This is a genomic window from Roseovarius indicus (assembly GCF_008728195.1).
In the GTDB taxonomy this organism is placed as follows: Bacteria; Pseudomonadota; Alphaproteobacteria; order Rhodobacterales; family Rhodobacteraceae; genus Roseovarius; species Roseovarius indicus.
In genome coordinates, this window is the sequence record NZ_CP031598.1 from 4537388 (window position 1) to 4560966 (window position 23579).

The 23579-nt window shown below is 65.8% G+C and carries 18 protein-coding genes; 8 read left to right on the forward strand and 10 right to left on the reverse strand.

What is annotated here, in order from left to right; all coding sequences use genetic code 11:
* Positions 1-57: 57 nt before the first annotated feature.
* From RIdsm_RS21780 to RIdsm_RS21810, 7 genes are all read left to right on the forward strand, one after another.
* Positions 58-2049, forward strand: coding sequence for a PAS domain-containing hybrid sensor histidine kinase/response regulator (locus RIdsm_RS21780; RefSeq protein WP_160325889.1), 1992 nt, complete (start codon positions 58-60; stop codon positions 2047-2049).
* A gap of 133 nt (positions 2050-2182) precedes the next feature.
* The gene (locus RIdsm_RS21785; RefSeq protein ID WP_057820211.1) at positions 2183-3151 is read left to right on the forward strand and encodes a response regulator; all 969 of its coding nucleotides are present in this window, start codon (positions 2183-2185) and stop codon (positions 3149-3151) included.
* A gap of 12 nt (positions 3152-3163) precedes the next feature.
* Positions 3164-3529 (forward strand): Hpt domain-containing protein, encoded by a 366-nt coding sequence (locus RIdsm_RS21790; protein WP_057820213.1) that lies wholly within the window; start codon positions 3164-3166, stop codon positions 3527-3529.
* Positions 3530-3688: 159 nt separating this feature from the next.
* Positions 3689-5875, forward strand: a complete 2187-nt coding sequence (locus RIdsm_RS21795; RefSeq protein WP_057820217.1) for a caspase family protein — start codon at positions 3689-3691, stop codon at positions 5873-5875.
* A 12-nt stretch (positions 5876-5887) separates the two neighbouring features.
* Positions 5888-6943: a S1 family serine peptidase gene (locus RIdsm_RS21800; protein ID WP_074940643.1), complete on the forward strand. Its 1056-nt coding sequence runs from the start codon at positions 5888-5890 to the stop codon at positions 6941-6943.
* 21 nt (positions 6944-6964) lie between these two features.
* Complete coding sequence (locus RIdsm_RS21805; RefSeq protein WP_057820223.1) at positions 6965-7888, forward strand: rhodanese-like domain-containing protein; 924 nt, start codon at positions 6965-6967, stop codon at positions 7886-7888.
* 1 nt (position 7889) lies between these two features.
* Complete coding sequence (locus RIdsm_RS21810; protein ID WP_057820225.1) at positions 7890-11339, forward strand: CHAT domain-containing tetratricopeptide repeat protein; 3450 nt, start codon at positions 7890-7892, stop codon at positions 11337-11339.
* On the opposite strand, the gene gap is transcribed toward RIdsm_RS21810, so the two are convergent.
* The 9 genes from gap to RIdsm_RS21855 form a co-directional block, all read right to left on the reverse strand.
* On the reverse strand, positions 11336-12373 hold the full coding sequence (gene gap, locus RIdsm_RS21815) for a type I glyceraldehyde-3-phosphate dehydrogenase (protein WP_057820227.1): 1038 nt from the start codon (positions 12371-12373) through the stop codon (positions 11336-11338). The genes RIdsm_RS21810 and gap overlap by 4 nt on opposite strands.
* Before the next feature lie 110 nt (positions 12374-12483).
* The gene (locus RIdsm_RS21820; RefSeq protein ID WP_057820237.1) at positions 12484-14121 is read right to left on the reverse strand and encodes a dihydroxyacetone kinase subunit DhaK; all 1638 of its coding nucleotides are present in this window, start codon (positions 14119-14121) and stop codon (positions 12484-12486) included.
* Positions 14122-14133: 12 nt separating this feature from the next.
* Positions 14134-15129: an ABC transporter ATP-binding protein gene (locus RIdsm_RS21825; RefSeq protein ID WP_057820241.1), complete on the reverse strand. Its 996-nt coding sequence runs from the start codon at positions 15127-15129 to the stop codon at positions 14134-14136.
* Positions 15122-16219 carry an ABC transporter ATP-binding protein gene (locus RIdsm_RS21830; protein ID WP_057820242.1) on the reverse strand — a complete coding sequence of 366 codons (1098 nt, stop codon included), beginning with the start codon at positions 16217-16219 and terminating at the stop codon, positions 15122-15124. Before RIdsm_RS21830 ends, RIdsm_RS21825 begins: the two co-directional genes overlap by 8 nt.
* Before the next feature lie 9 nt (positions 16220-16228).
* Complete coding sequence (locus tag RIdsm_RS21835; RefSeq protein WP_057820243.1) at positions 16229-16417, reverse strand: hypothetical protein; 189 nt, start codon at positions 16415-16417, stop codon at positions 16229-16231.
* Positions 16414-17352: a carbohydrate ABC transporter permease gene (locus RIdsm_RS21840; RefSeq protein ID WP_057820244.1), complete on the reverse strand. Its 939-nt coding sequence runs from the start codon at positions 17350-17352 to the stop codon at positions 16414-16416. The genes RIdsm_RS21835 and RIdsm_RS21840 overlap by 4 nt, the downstream gene beginning before the upstream one ends.
* Entirely contained in the window at positions 17349-18296 is a 948-nt protein-coding gene (locus RIdsm_RS21845; protein ID WP_057820245.1) for a carbohydrate ABC transporter permease, read from the reverse strand. Before RIdsm_RS21845 ends, RIdsm_RS21840 begins: the two co-directional genes overlap by 4 nt.
* A gap of 112 nt (positions 18297-18408) precedes the next feature.
* A complete protein-coding gene (locus RIdsm_RS21850; RefSeq protein ID WP_057820246.1) occupies positions 18409-19731 on the reverse strand; it encodes an ABC transporter substrate-binding protein in 1323 nt (440 codons plus the stop codon).
* 294 nt (positions 19732-20025) lie between these two features.
* The gene (locus tag RIdsm_RS21855) at positions 20026-21051 is read right to left on the reverse strand and encodes a LacI family DNA-binding transcriptional regulator (protein ID WP_074940641.1); all 1026 of its coding nucleotides are present in this window, start codon (positions 21049-21051) and stop codon (positions 20026-20028) included.
* Between the two features lie 175 nt (positions 21052-21226).
* Here RIdsm_RS21855 and RIdsm_RS21860 point away from each other — a divergent pair, with 175 nt between their 5' ends.
* On the forward strand, positions 21227-22594 hold the full coding sequence (locus tag RIdsm_RS21860) for an aspartate aminotransferase family protein (RefSeq protein WP_057820249.1): 1368 nt from the start codon (positions 21227-21229) through the stop codon (positions 22592-22594).
* A 32-nt stretch (positions 22595-22626) separates the two neighbouring features.
* On the opposite strand, the gene RIdsm_RS21865 is transcribed toward RIdsm_RS21860, so the two are convergent.
* Complete coding sequence (locus tag RIdsm_RS21865; protein WP_074940638.1) at positions 22627-23562, reverse strand: MurR/RpiR family transcriptional regulator; 936 nt, start codon at positions 23560-23562, stop codon at positions 22627-22629.
* Between the last annotated feature and the right edge of the window lie 17 nt (positions 23563-23579).

The following is a 23579-nucleotide window of genomic DNA, read 5'->3' on the forward strand; positions in this document are numbered from 1 at the left end:
ATCAGTGACGTTACGTCAAGAAGATTAACCGCGACACGCGGACCAAGGCTTAAGACGGTGGAGAGCAGTTTAGAGGGCAATACCTCCAGGGCCGATGAGGGCACCGTGGCGCGCGAAGCGTTGTCGGGTTCCGAGGACATCGGGCCTGCGGCGCTCGTGGCCACCCACACGTCCGATGTCACCCTCGTCTCCGACAACACCGGTCGCATCGTCTGGGCCAACGGCGCGTTCGAACAGCTGACAGGCTACAGCGAGGCGGAATATATCGGCCAGAAGCCCGGCGACCTGCTGCAGGGCCCCGAAACCGATCCGGCCACCGTCCGGCTGGTCAGCCGCAAGCTCGCCGTCCATGAACCCGTCGACGTCGAAATCCTCAACTACACCAAGTCCGGCGAGCGATTCTGGCTCAACATGCTGATCAACCCGGTCTTCGGCCCCGATGGCAGGCTGACCAACTTCATCGCAATCCAGCAGGACATCACCCGCCACAAGCTCACCGAGGTCGAACTTCAGCGCAGCCGAGACCAGCTGCGCATGGCGCTCGACTACGGCGCCCTGCCCATCTGGGATCTCGAGCTTGGCACCGGCCATTGCGAGTTCTCCGATAATTTCGCGCCCCTGCTCGGAGGCACCCCCGGGGAGGGCGGCCAGTTCAACTTCGAATGGCTGATGCAGCGGTCCCACCCGACCGAGCGGCGCGGGCTGCGCCGCGCCATGCTGCGCCACGCCGCCGGCGAGGATCTCGACGTGACCTGCCGCATGCGCCAGATCGACGGCACCTGGATGTGGCTGCGCCTGCGCGGCCGCATCGTGCTCGACGAAACCGGCTTCCCGGTGCGCAGTCTCGGCGTCGTCAGCGACATCACCAAGATCCAGTCCGAACGTGTCCGGGCCGAGGAACGCGACCGCCGCAAATCCGAGGCGCTGGCCCACACCACGCATGAAATCCGCAATCTTCTCAACGGCATATCCGGCACGACCCAGGTCCTGCTCTGGTCCGACCTGTCCGAAGAACACGCCAACCTCGCCAACCGGATCCGGAAGAACTGCGACATCCTGCACGAGCTGGTGAACCACACGCTCGACCTCTCCCGCATCGAGGCCGGCCTGCTCACGCTTCACCCCGAACCCTTCGTCGTCTCCGGCCTCGTCGACGAGGTGCGCGACACCCTGATCGACCAGGCCGAGAACAAGGGCCTGCAACTCGTGGGCTGCACCGGCCCCGGCGTGCCCCGCCGCGTCATGGGCGACCGCGGCCGCCTCCGCCAGGTGCTCATCAACCTCACCGGCAACGCCGTCAAGTTCTCGACCGACGGGCAGGTCTGCGTCTGTGCCGACATCACGCCCGCCGGCGACATCTCCTTCACGGTGCGCGACGACGGCCCCGGCATCCCCGAGGCCGACCAGCCGCACCTGTTCGAACGTTTCCGCCAGGTCGATGACGGCCGCAGCGGCGAACGCGAGGGCTCGGGCCTCGGCCTGGCCATCTGCGCCGAGCTGGTCCGCCTGATGGGCGGCTCGATCGCGGTCGAAAGCAGCCCCGGCAACGGCGCCACCTTCCGCATCGTGCTTCCCCTCGAACGGGTCGAAAGCGACGACGCCGCCGAAACGACCTCCGACACCGACCGCCCCGAGGAAATCCTCGACATCGCCATGGGCGATGCCCGGGTCCTGCTGGCCGAGGATGACGAGATCTCACGCGGCGTCATCACCGAGATGCTGGCCCTGATGGGCATCACCAACCTGCGCGCGGTCGACAGCGGCGACATCGCCGTCGGCGCCGCCAGCCAGGAACGCTACGACCTGATGATGTTCGACCAGAACCTCCTCGGCATGAAGGGCGCCACAGCCGTCCACACCATCCGCAACGGCGCCGGCCCCAACCGCCGCACCCCCGCCCTGCTGATGAGCGGCAATGTCAACGATCTGCCCGACAACATGCCGGGCAACGTCTCTGTCCTCTCCAAGCCCTTGGAATGGCAGAAACTTATCCGTCTGGTCAGCGATCTGGTGACCGGAACGGAGCCCGTCGAAGACAAGAGCGCCTGACCAAGCGAAACCCCGCCGAAACCTGCAACCCTGACGGTGCAATGCCACGAAAAGGCCCAAATTGCGCCCTCAATATGAGCGACGGGTCACTAAACTCTTAAGAGATTGCCCCCGTTCACGAAATGGAACCAGTATGATGAGAATTCTTGCCGTTGACGATGATCCCGTATTTCGCGAGATCCTCGAGTCCTACATGGACAGGCTGGGCTATTCAGACGTGACCTACGCCGTGTCGGGCCCCGACGCGCTTCAGAACATCCAGAAGGCACAGCAGCCGTTCGACTGCTTCCTCTGCGACATCGAGATGCCCGGCATGAACGGCATCGAGCTGGTGCGCAACATCCGCTCGACCGAAGCCGGCAAGCGCGCGCCCGTGGTGATGATCACCTCGATGGGCGACCGCGAAAGCGTCGACGGCGCCTTCCAGGCCGGCGCCATCGACTACCTGTCCAAGCCGCTCGACATCAACCAGCTCCGCGGCCGCCTCAGCGCGGTCGACCGGATCGTCCGTGAAAGCCGCCGCTTCGAGTCGATGAAGGCGATGCTGCGCGACCACGACGCCATCGAGCAGGGCATGCGCGATTTCGACGAGCCGGTGGCGCTCAACGATGTCGACGGGGTGATGCACTACGTCGCCGTCAAGAACTACCTCGAAACCGTCGGCCGCCTGCGGATGATGAACCACGCCGCCATGTGCCTGCACATCCGCAACGCCGAGAAACTCTTCGGCCTGATGACCCGCACCGCCTTCATGGACATGCTGGGCGACGTGGCCGAAACCGCCCATGGCGAGCTGCAGACCATGCACCACATGTTCGCCTATGCCGGCTCGGGCGACTTCGTCGTGCTCCTCCCCCGTCTTGCGGCGATCGATCCGGGCGAATTCGAAGCGCTTGTCAACGTCGCGCTCGACCAGTTCTACGATCAGCTCGACGAGCCCGACGTGATGCGTCCGGTCGTGACCTGCGGCCCGGTCGTGCGCCCGTCGCTCCTGCAGTTCGGCGACCCGGTGAACATGCTCGAGAAGGCCCGCTCGCTGGCCCAGTTCCCCCTGCCGCACAAGACACAGGTCAAATCAATCCTTCAATCCGCCAGAGCATAAACGGGAGCAGTCATGACACAGGCACAGATGCAGGATCTCGATCAGATCATGGCCCAGAGGCTGGCCAAGACGCGCGATCTTTTCCTCAAGATTTTGTCCGAACGCGACCGCGAAATCGTCGACGCCCGCCGCAAGGTCGAACAGGACGAAGCGCCGATCGACCGCGGCATGGCCGAGATCCGCTCGGTCTATCACCGGATCGCCGGGTCGGCCGGCTCGCTGGGCTTTGCCGAGTTCGGCGATCTCGCCTCGACTTTCGAGGCCACGATCGACAGCCTGCGCGAAGCGCGCCGCACGGACGACACCGGCTGGGCCGCCGTCGTCCGCGATTCCGAGATCTTCCGGGCCCGCATCGCAGAGATCCTGGAACGCCGCTGATCACCGGCATTTCACGCAGATTTGAGTAAATGGCATCGATCCCGGCCCGCCAGACGCGTGGGCCGGGTTATTTTTTACTATGCGAAATCACTAACTCGGGCTTACTGTTGAGTCTGGTTTAACCGCATGCATCGCGACTCCCGGGGAGGATGACACTTGATGCGCGGCCTGTTGGTGGTTTTGATCTTCGGTATTTTCCTGTCTGCGCCTCAGCGCGCGGTATCGGAAACTCGCGCCCTTCTGATCGGCGTCTCCGACTATGACGATAGCGCCGGTGTGGCCGACCTCAAGGGCCCGGCCAACGACGTCCGCCTTCTGAGCACAACCCTGCGCAACCGCGGCATCGACGACCTCATCGTGCTGGCCGACGGCGTAGAGGGCGGCGCACGCCCGACCCGCGCCGCGATCCTCGATGCCTTCGCCGCGCTCGCGGCCTCCGCGCAGGACGGCGATTTCATCTACATTCATCTCAGCGGCCACGGCACCCGGCAGGCCGACCGCAACGGCGACGAAACAGACGGCCTCGACGAGGTCTTCCTGCCCGCCGACACCGCCCGCGCCGAGGCCGGCGCCGGCGCGATCCCCAATGCCATCACCGACGACGAGATCGGCGCGGCGCTCCATGCCATCCGCATGACCGGCGCCGATGTCTGGTTCGTTCTCGACAGCTGTCATTCCGGCTCCGGCACCCGCGCGGCCACACCCGGCACCGTGGCCCGCTTCGTCGATCCGGCCACGCTGGGTGTCTCCGTCACCCCCGCTCACCAGGTCGAGGACGCCACCGACCCGGCCGAGGGGCCCGAACCGCCGGGCGGCTTCCTCGCCTTCTACGCCGCCCAGTCCACCGAACTGGCCCGCGAGGTGAACTTCGCCGAGGCCGAGGGCGGCGACGACTGGTACGGCCTCTTCACCTCCACGCTCGCCGCCCGGCTTCAGGACGACGCGGCGCTCAGCTTCCGCCAACTCTTCCAGGCGGTGCTCTCCGACATGAACGCCGGCCACGTGCCGGGCGCGGCCCGGCTTCAGACACCGCTCTGGGAAGGCAACCTGATCGACGCCGCCGTCTTTGGCGGGCGCGACACCTCCGGCATCCGCCGCTTTGCAGTGACCGACGACAGCGTCGCCGCCGGCATGGTTCACGGGCTGGCCGAGGGCACGTTGCTGGGGCTCGTCGCCGACGCGGCCGATCCGGCCGACGCGGTGATCGGCTTCGCCCAGGTCGAAGACCCCGACGCGGCCGAGGCCTTCCTCCGCCCGGTCTCGGCCGACTGCACGCCGCGGGCCAATGCGCTCTGCGCCATCGAAGGCGCCCTGCCCGCCGAGACCCGCTTCGCCCAGGTCATCGCCCACCCGGTCGACCTCACCATCGCCCTCGCCCGCCCCCGCGACCTTGCAACCGGCACCCCGCTCGGCGACGACGACCCGCTGGTCCGGGCCCTCGCCGAGGCCGTCACCGCCACGTCCGACGGCACCGGGCCCGGCGTCACCCTCGCCGACACCGACGCCGATATCGACGTGCTTGCCGCCGATGGCGCGCTCTGGTTCGGCCTGCCCGCCCAGGCCGGCGAAAGCCCGGCGGGCCTCACCTGGCATCCGGATGACGGCCCCGAGCTCTCCGCCGTGCTCGCCCGCATCGCCAAGGCCGAAACCCTGGCCCGCATGCTCGAAAACCTCTCCGGCTCAGGCTCGCTCCTGAACCCGAGCCCGATCAACGTCGAAACCCTGCTCCAGCCCGCCCCGATCGAGGCGCTGGCCGAGCCGGGCAGCGACGTTTCGCCCCGCCGCGAATGCCGCGCAGCCTACCGCGCCGCCAGCCAGACCGCGCCCGTCGCCCTCGACAGTGGCGCCAGGCTCAAGCAATGCGACGGCCTCGCCTTCCGCGCCCAAGGCGCCACCGGCGATACGTTCGACGTCAACCGCGTGCATGTCGACGCCCAGTTCTGCGTCCACGCCGCCCACGAACGGATCACCGGCAACCGCAACGCGCTCGCCCTCGGCCCCGAGATGACCATCTGCTCCGACTGCCCGGGCGGCTATTCCGCCGGCACCGAACGGCTTTTCGTCGTGGTCACCGAGGCGCGCGACAACACCGAATCTCTCAATCTCGAAGGGCTCGTCGAAACCTGCGACGCCAGCCCGACACGGGGCGCGGCCACCGATCCGCGCGCCTTTCTCGAAGACCTGGCCAAGCGCGGGGACACGCGCGGCGCCTTTGGCGGACTTGGCTCCGCCGGCATCTGGGTCGAGGCATGGACCTGGCAAGTACTGCCGCGCCGCGAAGCGTTTCTGCGCGCGGGGCGGCCCATCAAGCAACCGGAACGCGTGGGGACGCAACAGGATTACTAAAGGGAGACTACAATGAAATTTCTTACTGCAAGCGCCACGGCATTGTCCGTGCTCTGCCTGATCGCACCGCCTGTGGCGGCTCAGGAATCGGCCTTTTCAAAAGTGGCCGTGCCCGCAACGGGAAGCGGCACCTCGGTCGCCAAATACGTCGTCAAGGAACGCGCCAAGGCCGAGAACCTCGGCGGCGAGGCCGCCTCTCGCATCTACGGCGGCCGCGCCGCCCAGGATGGCGCCTGGCCACACCAGGTCTCGCTTCACCTGGTCGAACGGCTCGACGGCTCGACAGAAGGGCTCTACGGCTCGCAATTCTGCGGCGGCTCTATCATCGCCCGCCAATGGGTGCTCACCGCGGCCCACTGCATCGCCGATGACGAGGGGCGCGCCGTCGACCCGGCCACCATCGCGGTGAAATCCGGCGCCACCGATCTCGGCGAGGGCGACCTGCGCGCCGTCGCAAGCGTGATCGTCCACGAGAACTACGACCCGAGCACCGGCGATGCCGATATCGGTCTGATCCAGCTCACCGAACCCATTGCCGACAGCTCCGGCCCGGTCGCGGCCATTCCGGTTCAGACCAACTCGACACAGCTGCCCGACGGCCCGGCCGTGGTCATCGGCTGGGGGATGATGGAAGAAAACAAGTTCCCCGTCGACCTGATGGAAACCGATATCGACATCGTCTCCAACGCCACCTGCAACAAGGGCATGGCCGAGGTGTCTCAACGCGACCTGGGGGCCTTCCTCTTCGTCATCGGCACCGAGAACCGCATCCCGATGGACCGCCTCGAAGAGGCCTATTCCATCATCCTCAACAACTGGGGCGACGCGCTCACCAACAACATGATCTGCGCCGGCGTGCCCAGCGGCAAGCGCACCTCCTGCAACGGCGACAGCGGCGGCCCGCTGATGATCAAGGAACCCGACGGCGACTGGCTTCAGGTCGGCATCGTCAGCTGGGGCCGCAAGCCTCTCGGCTCGAACGAACCCTGCGGGCATGAAAACCTCTACTCTGTCTACACCCGGGTCTCGAACTACTTCGACTGGATCGCAAGCCACGTGCGCGGCTGAGGCGCGACAAGGAGAAACCGAATGACCCTTATGACACGCACCGCGACCAGTGCGGCGCTGGCGGCGCTTCTCAGCGCCCCGGCGTTCGCCGAAGACAGCTTCGGCGGCAGCTTCGACGACGGGTTCGAGCAACCCGCCGCCGAGGCGTCGTCGGATTCCAAGGAACCAGAGCCGAATTACGGCACCGACACCCAGGCGCAGGCGGGCACCCAGCCCGCCGCCGATGACGGGTTCGGCGGCAGCTTCGGCCCGGCCAGCGAAACCACGACCGACAGCGGCACCACGGGCACCACCGCCGAGACGGCAGACAGCACGGCCCAGGATGGCGATTTCGATCCCGACTTCTCGATCACCGGCACCGGAACCGGCACCGAAGAGACGACCGAGACCGCCATGCCGGAAACCCAGCCCGAGCCACAGCCTGAACCGCAGCCCGAGGCACAGCCCGAGACCAACCAGCAGGCACAGGCCATCACGGTCGACCCGCAGATCCTCACCTTCGAAAGCCGCGACTACGGCGTGCCGCCCACAGGCAACCTTCGCAATGGCGGCATGCATGCGCCCACGCCCACCATGGTGCCCGGCGCCTCCGTGGTCTCGACCGAGGGTCTGGCCAACGCCATGGCCAGCGGGCTCGACATGATCATCATCGACGTGCTCGGGCAGCAATACTCCCTGCCCAGCGCCTACATGATCCCCGAGATGTCCTCGCCCGGCTCCTACCAGGACCGCATTCAGCAGCAGACGGGCCAGTTCCTGGCACAGGTCACCGGCCAGGTCGCCGACTACCCGATCATTCTCTACTGCTCCGATCCGCAATGCTGGCTCAGCTATAACGCGACCCTGCGGGTGGTGGCAGCCGGCTATACCAACGTCTACTGGTATCGCGGCGGCATCACGGCGTGGCAGATGGCGGGCTTCCCGGTCTATCCGTCCGGATACTGACATGCGGCGCGCGGCCCTGGGGTTCGCTCTCGCCGCGGGCCTTTTCCTTGCCCATGCGGCCCCGGCGCAGGACAGCACCGCCGATATCGGCGCCCTGAACGGGGCGACGATGGAAGCGCTGAACGCGGGCGACACACCGCTCGCCGTGGAACGCGCCCGCGCCGCTGTCGAAGCGGCGCGGGCCGCCGACACCCCCGACCCGCTGGCCTATGCCTACGCCCTCAACAACCTCGGCTATGCCCTCGCGCTCGCCGGTGATGCCCAGGCCGGCGCGCAGCTCGACGAAGCCATCGCCTTCGCCGAGCAAGCCGGCCTCACCGGTTCCGACCCGTGGTATCTCGCCGCCTCGAACCGCGCGAATGTCCACCTCATGCAGGGCGACATCCCCGCAGCCGAGGCGCTGGTCGACCGCATCCTTGGCGCCGGCCGTGGCACGCCCGACCACGGTCGCGCCCTCGGCATCGCCGCCTCGGTTCATTTCGCCGCCGGACAATACATCGCCTCCATCGAATTCCTAGAAGAACTCCTCGCCGTCGAACCCGAGCTTCTGCGCCCGCTCTACGGCACGATCTACACCACCTACGCCCAGACGCAGGAAGCGATGGAACAGGCCGGCCGCACCGATGAGGCCATCGCCCTCATCACCGGGCGCATCGCCGTCCTCCGCCGCTTCATGCCGGAAGAGGTCGAGGGTATCCAGAACCTGCTGTCGCAGAAATTCTTCCTCCTCCACCAGGCCGAACGCTATGGCCCCGCCGCCGACGCCCTGCGCGCATGGGGCGCCGCCGCGCCGCTCTCCGAAGACGAGCTGGCCTATGTCAACGAGATGGCGACCCTGACCCTCACCGCAACACAGGCCGCCAGCTACACCGAACTGCGCGAGGTGCAGCTCGACTATGCCCAGCTTGCCGTGGCCTATGCCGAACTGACCGGCATCGAGAACGACCCCCGCCTCGGCCTCGCCCTGCGCGAGGTGGCCCATGCCCAGACCAATCTCGGCCTCCACCAGGAGGCCGCCCAGACCCTCCGCCGCGCCGCCCGCGTGCTCGAGGCGACCGAGGAGGGCCGCAAGAGCCTGCACCTCATCCTCGACGACCTCGCCGCCAACGCGTGGCAACGCAATGACCTGTCGCTCTCCGAACGGCTCTACGACCAGTCCGAGCGTGCCTACAGCATCGCCCTCGACCAGGGCGCGGAACCGCTCACCCCCATCGACCTCGCCATCAGCGCCACCAACCGGGCCCGCCTGATGACCGACATGGGCCGCCCGCAGGATGCGCTCGACCTCACCGAAGAAGCACTGACGCAATACCGACAAAATACCGACGTTATACCGACGTGGAATACACGGGCCGAAATGGCCCGCATCCACGCCGCCGCGGCCGTGGCGCTCGGCGATCTCGGGCAGCCGGAACAGGCCCTCGACCGCCTCGAACAGGCCCTCTCCATCGCCCGCGAGGCCTATCCGGAAAACCACCCCGACCTTGCCACCGCCCTGACCAACGCCGCCGACTTTCTCTTCGTTCAAGGCAATAAAACAAGGGCTGTCAGCCTTTTGGAAGAGGCCATCGCCATCAACGACGCCGCCCTGCCCCACGCCCTGCCCATGGCCGTCGACGCCCAGCTGAAACTGGCGCTCTTTCACGTCTCCGAGGGCAATCTCGACGCCGCCACCCCCCTCCTCCGCGATATCGCAGAGGCCCGGAAATCCCCGCTCTACCGCGCGCAACTCCCTGAATCTATTCAAGATTTCGAGATCCTCGCCTGGTCCCTCCTCGCCCGCTCCGGCACGGCACCGCCCGACCCCGCCACGATCGACGAGGCCCTCTCCGCCCTGCAATGGACCCAGGTCACCCGCTCGGCCGAAGCCCTCGCCATGATGGAAGCCCGCCTCGCCGCCGACGACCCCCTGCAAGCCGTCTGGCTCCGCCGCCGCCAGGACCTCCGCGAAGCCCACACCCGCGAAACCTCCGCCCTCCTCACCGCCTACGGCGAAGGCGCCGACCGGTCCACGCTCCGGGCCTTTGATACAAGGCTCAACACGCTCGAGCGCGACCTGCAGACCGTCGAAACCAGGCTCTCCGGCCTGGGCCTTGAAACCGCCGGCCTCACTGGCGTCCAACCCTTGCAAGTCTCTGAAATTCAATCCCTTCTCAAGCCCGACGAGGTGCTCCTCACCTTCCTTCTGCCCGGCCTGCGCCCCGACATGGTCGCCGCCCTCGACGGCTCTTCCAACCAGACCATCGCCATCAGCCGCGGCGCCATCCGCGTGGCCCCCATCCCCGACGACAGCCGCCGCAGCCTCAACGACAGGATCACCGCCTTCCGCTGCCAGATCGCCGTCAGCGACCCCGGCTGCGCCACCTTCGGCACCACCGGCCTTCGCGGCGCCATGCTGGCCGAACAGGAGGAAGACACCCGCGGGTTTGACGCCGAAGGGGCATTCCGCCTCTACCGAGACCTCTTCGGCGGCGTAAGCGGCATGCTGACCGGCAAGGACCACCTGATAATCGCCCCGCCCGCAGACTTGTTACGCCTGCCTTTTCAAGCACTTGTCGCCGACACACAGGGCGGGCCGAACGGGTCGCCCGACTGGCTCATTCGCCACCACGCGATCTCGGTCCTGCCTTCGATCAGCAGCCTCCGGGGCCTTCGGAACCACCCGCTCCCCCGCGGCAAGGGGCTTGGCCGCTACCTCGGGATCGGCGACCCGGTCATCGGCACCAGCGGCCCGGTCGATTGCGCCACCGTCCGCATGGCCGCCCTCCGCGCCGCCCCGCCCGACACGCCCGACCTGATGGATAACGACACCGGCACTCCCCTCGCCCGCCCGGCCGTGCTGCGCTCGCTGCCCCGCCTGCCGGACTCGGCCTGCGAAGTCGAGGCCATCGGCCGCGTCTTCGGCGGGTCCGCTTCGCTCTTCACCGGCCCGCAAGCCACGGAAACGAAAGTCAAACTCCTCGACGCCTCGGCCCAGCTCGCCCAATACGACGTGATCGTCTTCGCCACCCACGGCCTGACGGCGGGCGAGGCCGGCGCCCGAGCGCCCGGCCTTGTCCTAACCCCGCCCGACACGCCCACGGCAGAAGATGACGGCCTGCTCACCGCCGCCGAGATTGCCACGCTCGGCCTCAAGGCCAGCCTCGTCGTCCTCTCCGCCTGCAACACCGCCGCGGGCGAGGATGCCAACGCCGAGGGCCTTTCCGGCCTCGCCCGAGCGTTCTTCCACGCCGGCGGCTCCTCGCTCCTCGTAACCCATTGGTCTGTCTATTCTTCCGCCGCGGTCGAGGTCTCCACCGGCCTCTTCCGCACGCTTCAGGACGAGCCCGACCTCAGCCATGCAGAAGCGCTGCGCCGCTCGGTCCTCGCCATCCTCGACGACCCCGCGCAGGATCCGCTGCGCACGCATCCGTCCTACTGGGCCCCCTTCGCCATCGTCGGCCTGCGCTAACCCGCCAACCTTTGCTCGCCCACCGGCAAGCCAAGCCGCCGCGCAATCCACGCGCCCGTGTCGAGCATCCGGTTCGAGAACCCCCATTCGTTGTCATACCACGACAGCACCCGCACCATGCCGCCCTCGGTCACCCGCGTCTGCCCGGGGCAGAAGACCGAGGAATGGGAATCGTGGTTGAAATCGCTCGACACCAGCGGCGCATCATTCACCGCAAGGATCCCCTGCAACGGCCCTGATCCGGCCGCCTGCCGGATCGCTTCGTTCACCTCGTCTGCCGTCGCGTTCCGCCTGGGCATGAAGGTCAGATCGACCACCGAGACATTCGGCGTCGGCACCCGGATCGCCGCGCCATCCAGCCGCCCGGCCAGGTGCGGCAGCACCAGCCCCACGGCCCGCGCCGCCCCGGTCGACGTCGGGATCATCGACAGCGCCGCCCCCCGTGCCCGGTAGAGATCCTTGTGCGCCGCATCCAGCACCGGCTGATCGCCGGTATAGCTGTGCACGGTGGTCATGTAGCCGGTCTCGATCCCGAAGGCGTCGTCCAGCACCTTGGCCACCGGAGCCAGGCAGTTCGTCGTGCAGGAGGCGTTGGAAATGACCGTGTCACCGGCGCTCAGGCTCTGGTGATTCACCCCGTAAACGATGGTCTTGTCCGCCCCGTCCGCCGGGGCCGAGACCAGAACCCGGCCCGACCCATTCCGCAAATGCCGCGCCGCCTTGTCCCGCGCGGTGAAGACCCCGGTGCACTCCAGCGCCACGTCCACGTCGGACCACGGCAGATCCTCCGGCGCCCGCTCGGCGGTGACGCGAATACGCCGGCCGCCGACGATCAGGTCGCCCCCCTCCACCGAAACATCCTCAGCCAACCGGCCATGCACGCTGTCGTATTTCAGAAGATGCGCGCTGGTCTCGATCGGGGCGAGGTCGTTGATCGCGACGATCTCGATATCGTCGCGCCCCGACTCGACCCACGCCCGAAGAACACAGCGGCCGATCCGGCCGAACCCGTTGATGGCAAGCTTGGCAGTCATGGCAAAGGCTCCCTGTTACTGATTTTTCGATTTATGATAGCGCTAACATATCCGGTCGGAAATTACCACCGGCCCGACCATTTTTCCGGCCGGACCCGTGGCAACCCGGATCAGGAGGCCAGTTCGTCGACCCGTGAGAGATGCTCGAACAACCGCGCCACCGCCTCGGCGCCCGGGTCGTTATGCCCCGCAAGGCTCTCAGCCGAGACGTAGCTCGCCCGCCCGGCCCGCGCGCGGGTGATCTCCGCCGTGGCATCCGCGCCCTTCCTCGCCGCCTCCGCCGCCGCCGCCAGCCCGTCGGGCAACGCCTCCAGTGCGGGCAGCAGCGCGTCGATCATCGTCCGGTCGCCGGGGCTCGCCCCACCCACCTGCTGCACCCGGTCGAGACCCGATTTCAAAGCGCCAATGGCATCCTTCCCGCTGGCCGAGGCATCTCCCGCTGCCGCAAAGAAGATCGCCAGCAACACCCCCGACGAGCCTCCCATCGTCTGGCTCAGTTCCAGCCCGATGGCCCGGTACAGCTGCGTCTGGTCCGCCAAAGGCAACCGGTCGAGCGACCCGATCAGCGCCCGCGACGCGGTGGCCAGCGTACTGCCCGTATCCCCATCCCCCGACTTCGCATCCAGCGCATTCAGCGCATCCTGCTCCCCGATCAGAAGGTTGCAGCACCGTTCCACGAACGCACGCGTCGCCTCGTGCGACGACGGGATCGGCTTGATCGGCGTCAGCCCGTCCGGCAGGTCGAGCACCGCGACCTCGCCGATCATGTGACAGCCCGGCCAGGCCCACGGCGCCACCGGCGCCAGGAGCGCCGCCTCATCCGCCTTCGACACCGGGTAGACCGAGATCGAGAACCCCCGCATATCCAGCGAGGTCATCATCGGCGCCGGCCCGATCAGCCAGCGCAGCTGGTCTCCGATCCGCGAGCGCGTCAGCTCCTCGGCCAGCACCCCCATCTCCAGCGGCGTCGTCGCCCCGAGGTTATTGAGCAAAGCCACGTGCGGCCCGCTCCCCAGATGCGGCGCCAGCCTGTCGATCACCATCGAGATCGCCTCCCGCGCCGTGGTGAAGGGCACCTGCTCGATCCCCGCCTCGCCATGAATGCCCAGCCCCAGCTCGGCCTTGCCCGGCCCGATCCGGTCTTCCTTGGGCGAGCCGGGCACGGTGCAGGTATCGAGCGACATGCCGATCGACACCGCCCCCTTGATCACTCGCTCCGCCGCCTCGGTCACGGCGTCGAGGTCGGCGCCCTGTTCGGCCAGCGCGCCTGCAATCTTGTGCACGAACAGCGTCCCTGCCACCCCGCGCGCCTGCGGCAGGTCGGGAAGGGCCACGTCATCGTCGACGATCACCATGTTCACCTTCAGCCCCTGCGCCCGTGCCCGCTCCGCCGCTAGCCCGAAATTCAGCCGGTCGCCGGTATAGTTCTTCACGATCAGCAGGCACCCCGCCTTGCCCGTCACCGACAGGATCCCCGCCAGCACCGCATCGACCGAGGGGGAGGCGAAGACCTCCCCGCACACCGCCGCCGTCAGCATCCCTTGCCCGACGAACCCCGCATGGCTCGGCTCGTGCCCCGATCCGCCGCCCGACACCAGCGCCACTTTCGAGCGGTCCCAGTCGGTGCGCACCACCACCTTGATATGCGGATACCCGTCCAGCCTTGCCAGCCGCCCGCCCGCGATGCGCAGATGGCCGTCGATCGCTTCGGTGACGACCGTTTCCTTTTCGTTGATGAACTGCTTCATGGGTCAGTCTCCTTAAGCGATCCGCGCGCCGGCGGCGTCGAAGTAAAGGGCGTTGCGGGGTTGAATGGCCACGGTGTCCCCGGGCTCGAGGTCGGTATGCGGGTCGGTCAGCGTCACGATGTCATGCCCGTCAAGCTGCAGATGCAGACGCGTCTGATCCCCCAGCCGCTCGACCCGCGACACGGTCGAGGGCTTGCCCTCGCCATGCGCGATATGCTCGGGGCGAAGGCCGATGGTCTTCGCCTCCGTGGGCGCCCCGCCGAAAACGCCGGCGGGCAGCGCGTTGATACGTGGCAGACCCAGCCGACCGGCCACGTAAAGGCTCACCGGGTCCTCGTAAATCTCACGCGGGCTGCCGAACTGCACAAGGCGGCCTTCATCGAGAACGCCCACATGCGTCGCCATCGTCATCGCTTCGATCTGGTCATGCGTCACGTAGAGCATCGTCGCCCCCAGGCTCGCCTGGATGCGCTTCAACTCGACCCGCAGATCGGCCCGCAGCTTGGCATCGAGCGACGACAACGGCTCGTCCATCAGGTAGATCGACGGGTCCCGCACCAGCGCCCGGCCGATCGACACCCGCTGCATCTCGCCCCCCGACAGCTCCGTCGCCTTGTTGTCGAGCTTGTGGGGGATGCTCAGCACCTCCGCCACCTCGCGGATCTTCCGCGCGATCTCGTCTTCAGGCGTTTTCAGGATCGGCGAGCGCAAGGGAAAGGCGAGGTTCTCGCGCACCGTCATATGCGGGTAAAGCGAGTATTGCTGAAACACCATCGCCACGTCCCGCTGTGCCGGCGTCTCGTTCACCACCGACCGCCCATCGATGCGGATATCCCCGGCATCCGGCCGCTCCAGCCCCGAAATCAGCCGCAGCGTCGTGGTCTTCCCCGCCCCGGTGGGGCCCAGCAGCACCACGAAGGCGCCGTCGCTCACCGTCATGGTCAGGTTGTCGACCGCCAGCGTCGAGCCATAGCTCATCGATACGTTTTCCAGCAGCACGTCAGACATGCGACAGCACCCCCTCGTTCAGGTCCGAGCGAATGGCCCGCCCCGCCTGCGTATCGAACAGCGTCACCGTCCGGCCATTGAAATCGAGCCCCACGCTCTCGCCCACCCGCGCCGGCTGCTCCGACCCGATCCGCGCCTTTACCTCGCCGTTATGGGTTTTCATCGTCACGATCTGGGTAGTGCCGAGGTATTCCGTCGCGATCACCTCGCCGCGATAGCCCGAGGCATCGGACAGCCGCACATGCTCGGGCCGCACCCCATAGATCATGTCCCCGTCAAACGGCTCCCGTAGCGCCGGAATATGCAGCGTCTCGTGATGCAGCGTCACGCTGGTCGCCCCGACCTCAAGGCTATCGTGGAACTTGAGGAAATTCATTGAGGGCGACCCGATGAACTCGGCCACGAAGCGGCTGGCGGGCTTGTCGTAGATATCCTGCGGCGTGCCGAACTGTTCGATCACCCCGTGGTTCATCACCACGATCTTGTCGCCCATCTGCATCGCTTCCAGCTGGTCATGGGTCACGTAAACCGTGGTCGCCCCCATCCTGTCATGCAGGTTCCGCAGCTCCTCCGCCATATGCTCCCGGAACTCGGCATCGAGGGCACCCAAAGGCTCGTCCATCAGGAAGCACTTCGGGTTCCGCACGATCGCCCGGCCCAGCGCCACGCGCTGCCGGTCGCCGCCCGACAAGCCCCCCACCGGCCGGTCGAGGATCTTCTCGATCCCCAGGATCCGCGCCGCCTCCGCCACCTTCTCGCGCACCTGCGCCCGCGGCATCCCCTGGCTCACCAGCGGATAGCTGATGTTCTTGCGCACGTTCATATGCGGGTAGAGCGCGAACATCTGGAAGACGAAGGCAATGTCCCGCTGGCTCGCCGGCTTCTGACCCACCTCCTCGCCGTCGATGTAAATCTCGCCCGACGTCGGAAGCTCCAGCCCCGCGATCATCCGCAAGGTCGTGGTCTTGCCGCATCCCGACGGCCCCAACAGCATGAAGAACTCCCCGTCCTCGATCCGGAAGGAAGAGGATTTGACGGCGGTGAAGTCGCCGAAGTCCTTGCGCACATTCTGAATGACGATCTCTGCCATGCGCGCCTCCTATTCCGGGAAATGGCTGACGACGATGAACATCACCGTCCCCGTCAGCGTGATGATGAAGGAATAGGTGAAGGCCCACAGGATGAACGGCTGCATCAGCATCACCACGCCCAGCGCGATGAGCGCCGAGGCAACCATCTCCCAAGGACCGCGGCGCAGCCGCAGCAAACCGTTGACGAAAGCACTCATTTCCGAACCGCTCCGAAGGTGATCCCGCGCAGCAGGTGCTTGCGCAGCAGGATGGTGAAAACCATGACCGGGACAAGGAAGATGGTCGCGCCGGCCGCGACGGCAGGCCAATCCTGCCCGCCCACGCCGATGATCGTGGGGATGAAGGGCGGCGCCGTCTGTGCCGTGCCGGAAGTCAGCAGAACCGCGAAGGCATACTCGTTCCACGAAAAGATCAGGCAGAAAATCGCGGTCGAGGCGATGCCTGTCGCCGCCTGCGGCAGCACCACTTTGTAGAAGGCCTGGAACCGCGTGTACCCGTCGATCAGGGCGGCCTCTTCGTATTCCCGCGGGATCTCGTCGATGAACCCTTTCAGCAACCAGACCGACAAGGACAGGTTCACCGCCGTGTAAAGCAGGATCATCCCGGCATGGGTGTCCGACAGGCCCAGTGTCCGGAACATCAGGAAGATCGGAATGGCAATCGCGATCGGCGGCATCATCCGCGTCGACAGGATGAAGAACAGCAGGTCATCCTTGAGCGGGATGCGATAGCGCGAAAACGCATAGGCCGCGAGCGTGCCGAGAAAGACCGACAGGAAGGTCGAGCCGAACCCGATGATCACCGAGTTCATGAACCGCTCGCCAAACCGCGACGGCCCGGCGATCACCATCCCCTTGTCGTGCACGACCTCTTCGTACCACGTCGTCGGCGGATTCTCTTGAAGGTATTCCGGGCTTTGCCGCATCTGCGTGGTGAAGAGGTTCACGTAGCCTTCCAGCGACGGCTCGAAGACAACCTTGGGCGGATAGGCAATGGAATCCGGCGAGCTCTTGAAGCCCGTCGCAAGGATCCACAACAAGGGCATCAACGTGATCAGCGCGTAGCCGATGACAAGCACGCCCGCGACCCATTTCTGCCGGCCGGAGGCTTCGGTGATCGAGTAGCTGCTCATCTTTCCTTCACCTTGTTCAGCGCCTTCACGTAGATCGAGGCCAGCCCGAACACCGTCACGAAAAGGATGATCGCGTAGGCCGAGGAAAACCCGGTCCGCCACTTCTCGAACGCCTCGCGCTTGAGGTCGATCGACGTCAGCGTCGTGGTGTTCCCCGGCCCGCCCCCGGTCAGCTGCACCACCAGGTCGAACATCTTGAAGTTCTCGATCCCCCGGAACAGCACCGCCAGCATCAGGAACGGCAGCACCATCGGCACCGTGATCGTCCAGAACTGCCGCCATTTCGACGCCCGGTCACACTCCGCCGCCTCGTAGATCGTGTCTGGTATCGACCTCAGCCCCGCCAGGCAGATCAACATCACGAAGGGCGTCCACATCCACGTGTCCACGATCACGATCGCCCAGGGTGCCAGCGCCACCTCGCCGATCATCGAGAAACTCGCCGGGTCCGCCCCGGTGAAGAACGCCACCACGTAATTGAAAAGCCCGATCTGAGGCTGGTACAGGAACGTCCAGAAGTTCCCCACCACGGCGGGCGACAGCATCATCGGGAAAACGATGATCGTCGTCCAAAGATCGTTTCCCTTGAACTTCTTGTTGATCAGCCACGCCAGCGTGAACCCGATCAGAACCTGGAAGACGATCGTCCATATCAGGAAATGCGCCGTTGCCTGCATCGTCAGCCAGATATCGCTGTCGGTCAGGATGCGCTCGTAATTCCGCAGCCCGATCCACTTCACCTCGGCATTCGGCCGGTTCGCCCGGAAATTGGTAAAGCTCAGCCGGATCGTCCAGATCAGCGGGAAGATATTCACCGCCAGCAACAGGAACACCGTCGGCGCCACGAAGAGCCACGCGATGGTTCGGTCGGACAACCCCCTGATACGGCGCGCAACTTTCTTGGGCGTGGCGCTGGCGGCCCGATCCATGACCGTCTCGGACATGAGACTTCCTTCCCGGTATTGCTTTGGCGTTGCGCGGGGCCAAAATCGGCCAGATGGCCTCGCGCGAGAGTGAACCTGCCGCCCAGGGAGACAGGCGGCAGATCAGCCCGGATCAGATCTTGCCTTCATCCTCGAAGACTTCGGTCCAATCCTCGACCAGCGCATCAAGCGCCTCCTGCGCCGTGCCCTCGCCGGCGATCACGTAGCTGTGCACGTGGTCCTGCATGGCCAGAAGCAGCGAGGCATAGGCCGGCTCCGCCCAGAAATCCTTCACGATCGCCATCGAGTCGAGGAAGGTCTGCGCATAGGGCTGGCTGGTCGCGAAACCCGGGTCCTCGACCACGGCTTTCAGAGCCGAATACCCGCCAAGCTCCCACCATTTCGACTGGATCTCGGGTTGCGCGAACCACTTGATATACTCAAGCGCCGCGTCCTGGCTGTCGGAATAGGACACAACCGAGATCCCCTGCCCGCCAAGCTGGGCGAAATGCCCACCCGGGCCCTTCGGGTTGGGGAAATAGCCCGACTTGTCGCCGCCCACGTTCGGGTCGGCGTTCACGCCCGGCCAGATGAAGGCAAAGTTCATCTGCAGCGCCACCTGCCCCGACTTGTAGGCGTCGATATTGGCCGACATGTACCAGTCGGACGAGCCCGGCGGCGTGCAGCAATCGTACAGCGCCTTGTAATACTCCAGCCCTTCCGCCGCCTCGGGCGAATTCACGTAGCCTTCCAGCTCATAGGGGTTCTCCGGATTGCCGTATTCGAACCCGTAATTGTAAAGCGCGTTGGTCACGCCCATGGTGATCCCTTCCGAGCCCCGCTCGGTATAGATCGCCGCGCCATACACCGTCTTCCCGTCGATCTCGCGGCCCTGGAAGAACTCCGCGATATCCTTCAGCTCGGCCAGCGTTTCCGGCGCCTTCAGGTCACGGCCATAGGTCTCCTTGAACTCGGCCTGGTGCTCGGGCATCTCGAACCAGTCCTTGCGATAGGTCCACCCCACCACGTCGCCAAAGGCCGGCAGCGCCCAGTAATTGGGCGTGCCCTTCGGCCATTCCGAATAGCCGGTCACGGTCGCCGGAATGAAATCGTCCATGCTGATCCCTTCGGCCTCGAAGAAATCGTTCAGCTTCACGTAATGCCCGGCCTCGGCGCCCAGCCCGATCCACTGGCTGTCCCCGATCATCAGGTCGCACAGCTTCCCGCCCGAATTCAGCTCGTTCAGCATCCGGTCGGCAAAGTTGGGCCACGGCACGAACTCGAAGCTCATCGAGTGGCCCGACTCGGCCTCGAAATCCTTCGACAGTTCGATCAGGGCGTTCGCCGGGTCCCACGCGGCCCAGCACAGCGTCAATTCATCGGCCTGCGCGCCACTTGCGGCAAAGCCGGTGGCCGCTGTCAGGGCAGCAGCCGACATTAATTGCGTCGTCTTCATTGATTGTCTCCTCCCGTTGGTCGACGCGCTCATCAACGCGTCGCGCCTCCGCGGTATGGGTCGGGAGGCAGGGAAAAGGTAAATGAGGAACGTACCTCATGTCTAGGAATTTCTGAGGTACGTTCCTCCACTCGCCCAATTTCCGGGCAAATGCGCGCAATTCGCAGGCAAGGGCCCTCGCGGCCCAATTTTTCTCTCACTCGGAATATTGTGCTGAATTCCAGTGACTTACGCTAGGTAAGGCGCGGTCGTTCAGCCCCGGGCAACCCCACCGGCCCGACCACCCGAAATTGCTCAGTAAAGGTTCTCGCGCAGGACGATTTCGATCCGAATCCGCTCCTGCGCCTCGAAAATCGACTGCGAGTCGCAGAACGCCCGCAGCACCCGCAAGGCACTCCGGACAAGGTGCCCCACGTTCTGCGTGATCACCGCTGCCAGCTCGTTCTGCTGCAACGCCTCCCGCGTCTTCGGGGTCAGCTCATGCGCGATCACGATAAGGTCGCCGGCCCGCCCCGCATCGCGCAACGCATCGAGAAGCGGCACGTTCCCAAGCCCCATCGAATAGAGCCCCACCACCCCTGGCCTGTTCTCGACCACGTCGGCGATCACGCTCTCCATCCGCGCCGGGTCGTCATAGGTCTCGATCGACGGCAGCACCACCATTTCGGGGAAGTCGCTTTTCATCACCTCGTCGAAGCCTAGCCGCCGCTCGAGGCTGTCCCGCGACCGCATCGAATTGGTCACGACCAGCACCTCGCCACGCCCCCCGGCAAACCGCCCCATCAACAGGGCAGCGGTCCGCCCGGCCGACAAGTTGTTGATACCAATAAAGTAATCGCGCTTCGAGTTCGGCAAGTCGGTAGCCAGGGCCACCACGGCAAGCCCTGCCTCCTTGAGCCGCGCGATGGCGTCACGCACCTGCGGCGTCTCCGGCGCCATGATCGCCACGCCATCCAGCCGATCGGTATCGAGCGACCGCAAGCTCCGCACGATGGCATGCGGGTCATTCGCCGGCACGCTCACCGTCCGCAACACCACCCGGTCGGCGATTTGCGAGGCATAAGCCTCCTTCAGCGCCGCCTTCAGCGTCTCTGTAAATTGGCTCGGCCCCTCTGGTAGGACGAAGACGAACCGGTATTGCCGCTGCCGCGCAAGGTTGGCGGCATAGGTGTCGCGGACGTAGCCCAACCGCTCGACAGCGGCGTTCACCTTTGCAATGGTTTTCTCACGCACGCCGGGCCGCGCATTCAGCACACGGTCGACGGTGGCAAGGCTGACGCCCGCCTCCTTGGCGATGTCGTGTACCGTGGGTTTGCTCATCGGCCCCTCCATGGCCAACAAGGTTAGCCGGGCGCCTGAGGTACGTCAATCAAAGCCACGCCCCGCCTCATCCACTCACACCAGCTTTTGATCAAATTACCGATTTCCTTTCCCCGCGTCATCTGACAGAGTTTCGCCAATCCAGAAATCTCCACCACTCAACACGGAACAGAAGATGACACTCGCCCCCAATTCGCCCGAAGCCCGCGATATCGCCTACCACTTCCACTCCTACACCGACGCCATGGCGCATGCCGAGCAGGGCCCGCAGATCATCGAACACGGCGAGGGGGTTTTCGTCTTCGACAACCACGGCAAACGCTACGTCGAGGCGATGGCCGGCCTGTGGAGCGTCGGCGTCGGCTTCGGCGAAGACCGGCTTGTCGCAGCCGCGGCCGAGCAGATGAAGAAGCTGCCCTACTACCACAACTTCGCCCACCGCGCGCACCCCGCCGCCATCGACCTGGCCGAGAAGCTGGTCACGATGGCGCCCGTGCCGATGTCGAAGGTGTTCTACACGAACTCCGGCTCCGAGGCGAACGACACCGTCATCAAGATGCTGTGGTACCGCTCCAACGCCCTCGGCAAGCCCGAAAAGAAAAAGATCATCTCGCGCAATCGCGGCTATCACGGCGTCACCATCGCCTCGGCCAGCCTCACGGGCCTGCCCAACAACCACCGCTCCTTCGACCTGCCCCTGCCCGGCATCCTGCACACCACTTGCCCGCATTACTGGAAAGAGGGCCGCGACGGTGAAAGCGAGGAAGACTTCGCCACCCGCTGCGCCGAAGATCTCGACGCGATGATCCAGGCGGAAGGCCCCGACACCATCGCCGCCTTCATCGGCGAGCCGGTGATGGGCGCCGGCGGCGTGGTCGTACCGCCGGCCACCTACTGGGAAAAGATCCAGGCGGTGCTGGCGAAATACGACATCCTGCTGATTGCCGACGAGGTCATCAACGGCTTCGGCCGCACCGGCAACATGTTCGGCTGCGAAACCTACGGCATCAAGCCCGATGCGATCGTCATGTCGAAACAGATCACCTCCAGCTACGTGCCCTTCTCGGCCATCCTGCTGAATGACCGTTTCTACGAACCGATCGCCGAGGAAAGCGGCCGCATCGGCGTTCTGGGCCACGGCTACACCGGCGCGGGCCACCCGGTCGGCGCGGCCGTCGCGCTTGAAAACATCAAGATCATCGAGGAACGCGACCTCGTGACCAAATCCGCCGAGAACGGCGCCTATTTCCGCGAGAAGCTGTCCCAGTTCGCCCGCCATCCGATGGTGGGCGAGGTGCGCGGCGTCGGCCTGATCGCGGCGGTCGAGTTGGTGCACCCCGAACTCGGCGACACGCTTCCCGCAGGCAAGCTGGGCGCGGCCATGAACAAGCTGCTCTTCGAACGCGGCGTGATTTCCCGCGCGATGATGGATGCGATGGCCTTCTGCCCGCCGATGATCATCGAGCGGGAGGAAATCGACCTGATCGTCGACGCCTTCGCCGATGCGCTGACGGAACTGGAAAAGATGGATTTCGCCGCCTGACCCCGGCAACGTGGCAAATGGCCGGGCCGGGCTTACGCCTTCGGCCCGGCGTATTTCCCCTTCCAGAGGGGCCGGCGCCGGCGCGGTGTCTTTCTCGAGTAATACCGCATATCCCCGGCGATCTGGGCCCAGTGATCCAGCCGCGCGGCGGTGGCAACCGGGTCGCGCTCGGCCACGGCCTGCGCCAGCAACGACAACAGCGTCGCCAGCGGCCCGGTCGATTCAATCGTCAGGTCGGTCGAAATCCGCGCCGTCAGCACGTGATCGGTATGCGCCTTGGCCCACTGGTTCAGCTCATCCGTCAGGATCACGATCTCGAACCCCGATTTCCGCGCCAGCGCCGCCACCGTCTCGGCCTCGCGCCCGTAGGGCACGATATCGACCAGCACCAGCACACGTTTCCGATCCCGCCCCTTCGGCGGAATCAGCTCGGCAAGACAGCCGTCATGCGTCGCGGCATAGCGCACGTTGTCGCGATAGGTGGAGAGCCTGCGGGTAAAATCCTCGACATGGCCGCGCAACATCTGGAACCCGGCCACGACCACGTCATCGGCGCCGTGGATCAGGTCGACCGCCTCGCGCCACCGGTCATCGGCCACCAACTCTGCCAGTGCCAGCACCGCCTCGGCCTCGCGCTTGAGGAATTCCCCGATCGACCCATCGAGCAGATGTTCATTACGGTCTTTCAGATCGATCGCATCCAGCGCATCGTCCTCGCGCAACGTCCGCTTCAACGCCGCAAGCCCCTGGAACCCCAGTTTCCGAAGCAGACGACTCACCGTCATCTGGCTGACGCCCGCCTCCTGAGCCAGCGCCGCGCCGGTGTCGAGCAACAGCAGACTGCCTCTTGCTTTCATGCAGGACGCCGCCCGCCGTTCGGCCGACGACAGGCTGTCCCACACATCTTCGATGCGTTTCTCCAGCGATGCCGCAGGTGCGAAAGTTGATGTTGCCGTGGGACCAGTCATGTTATTATCATAACAGT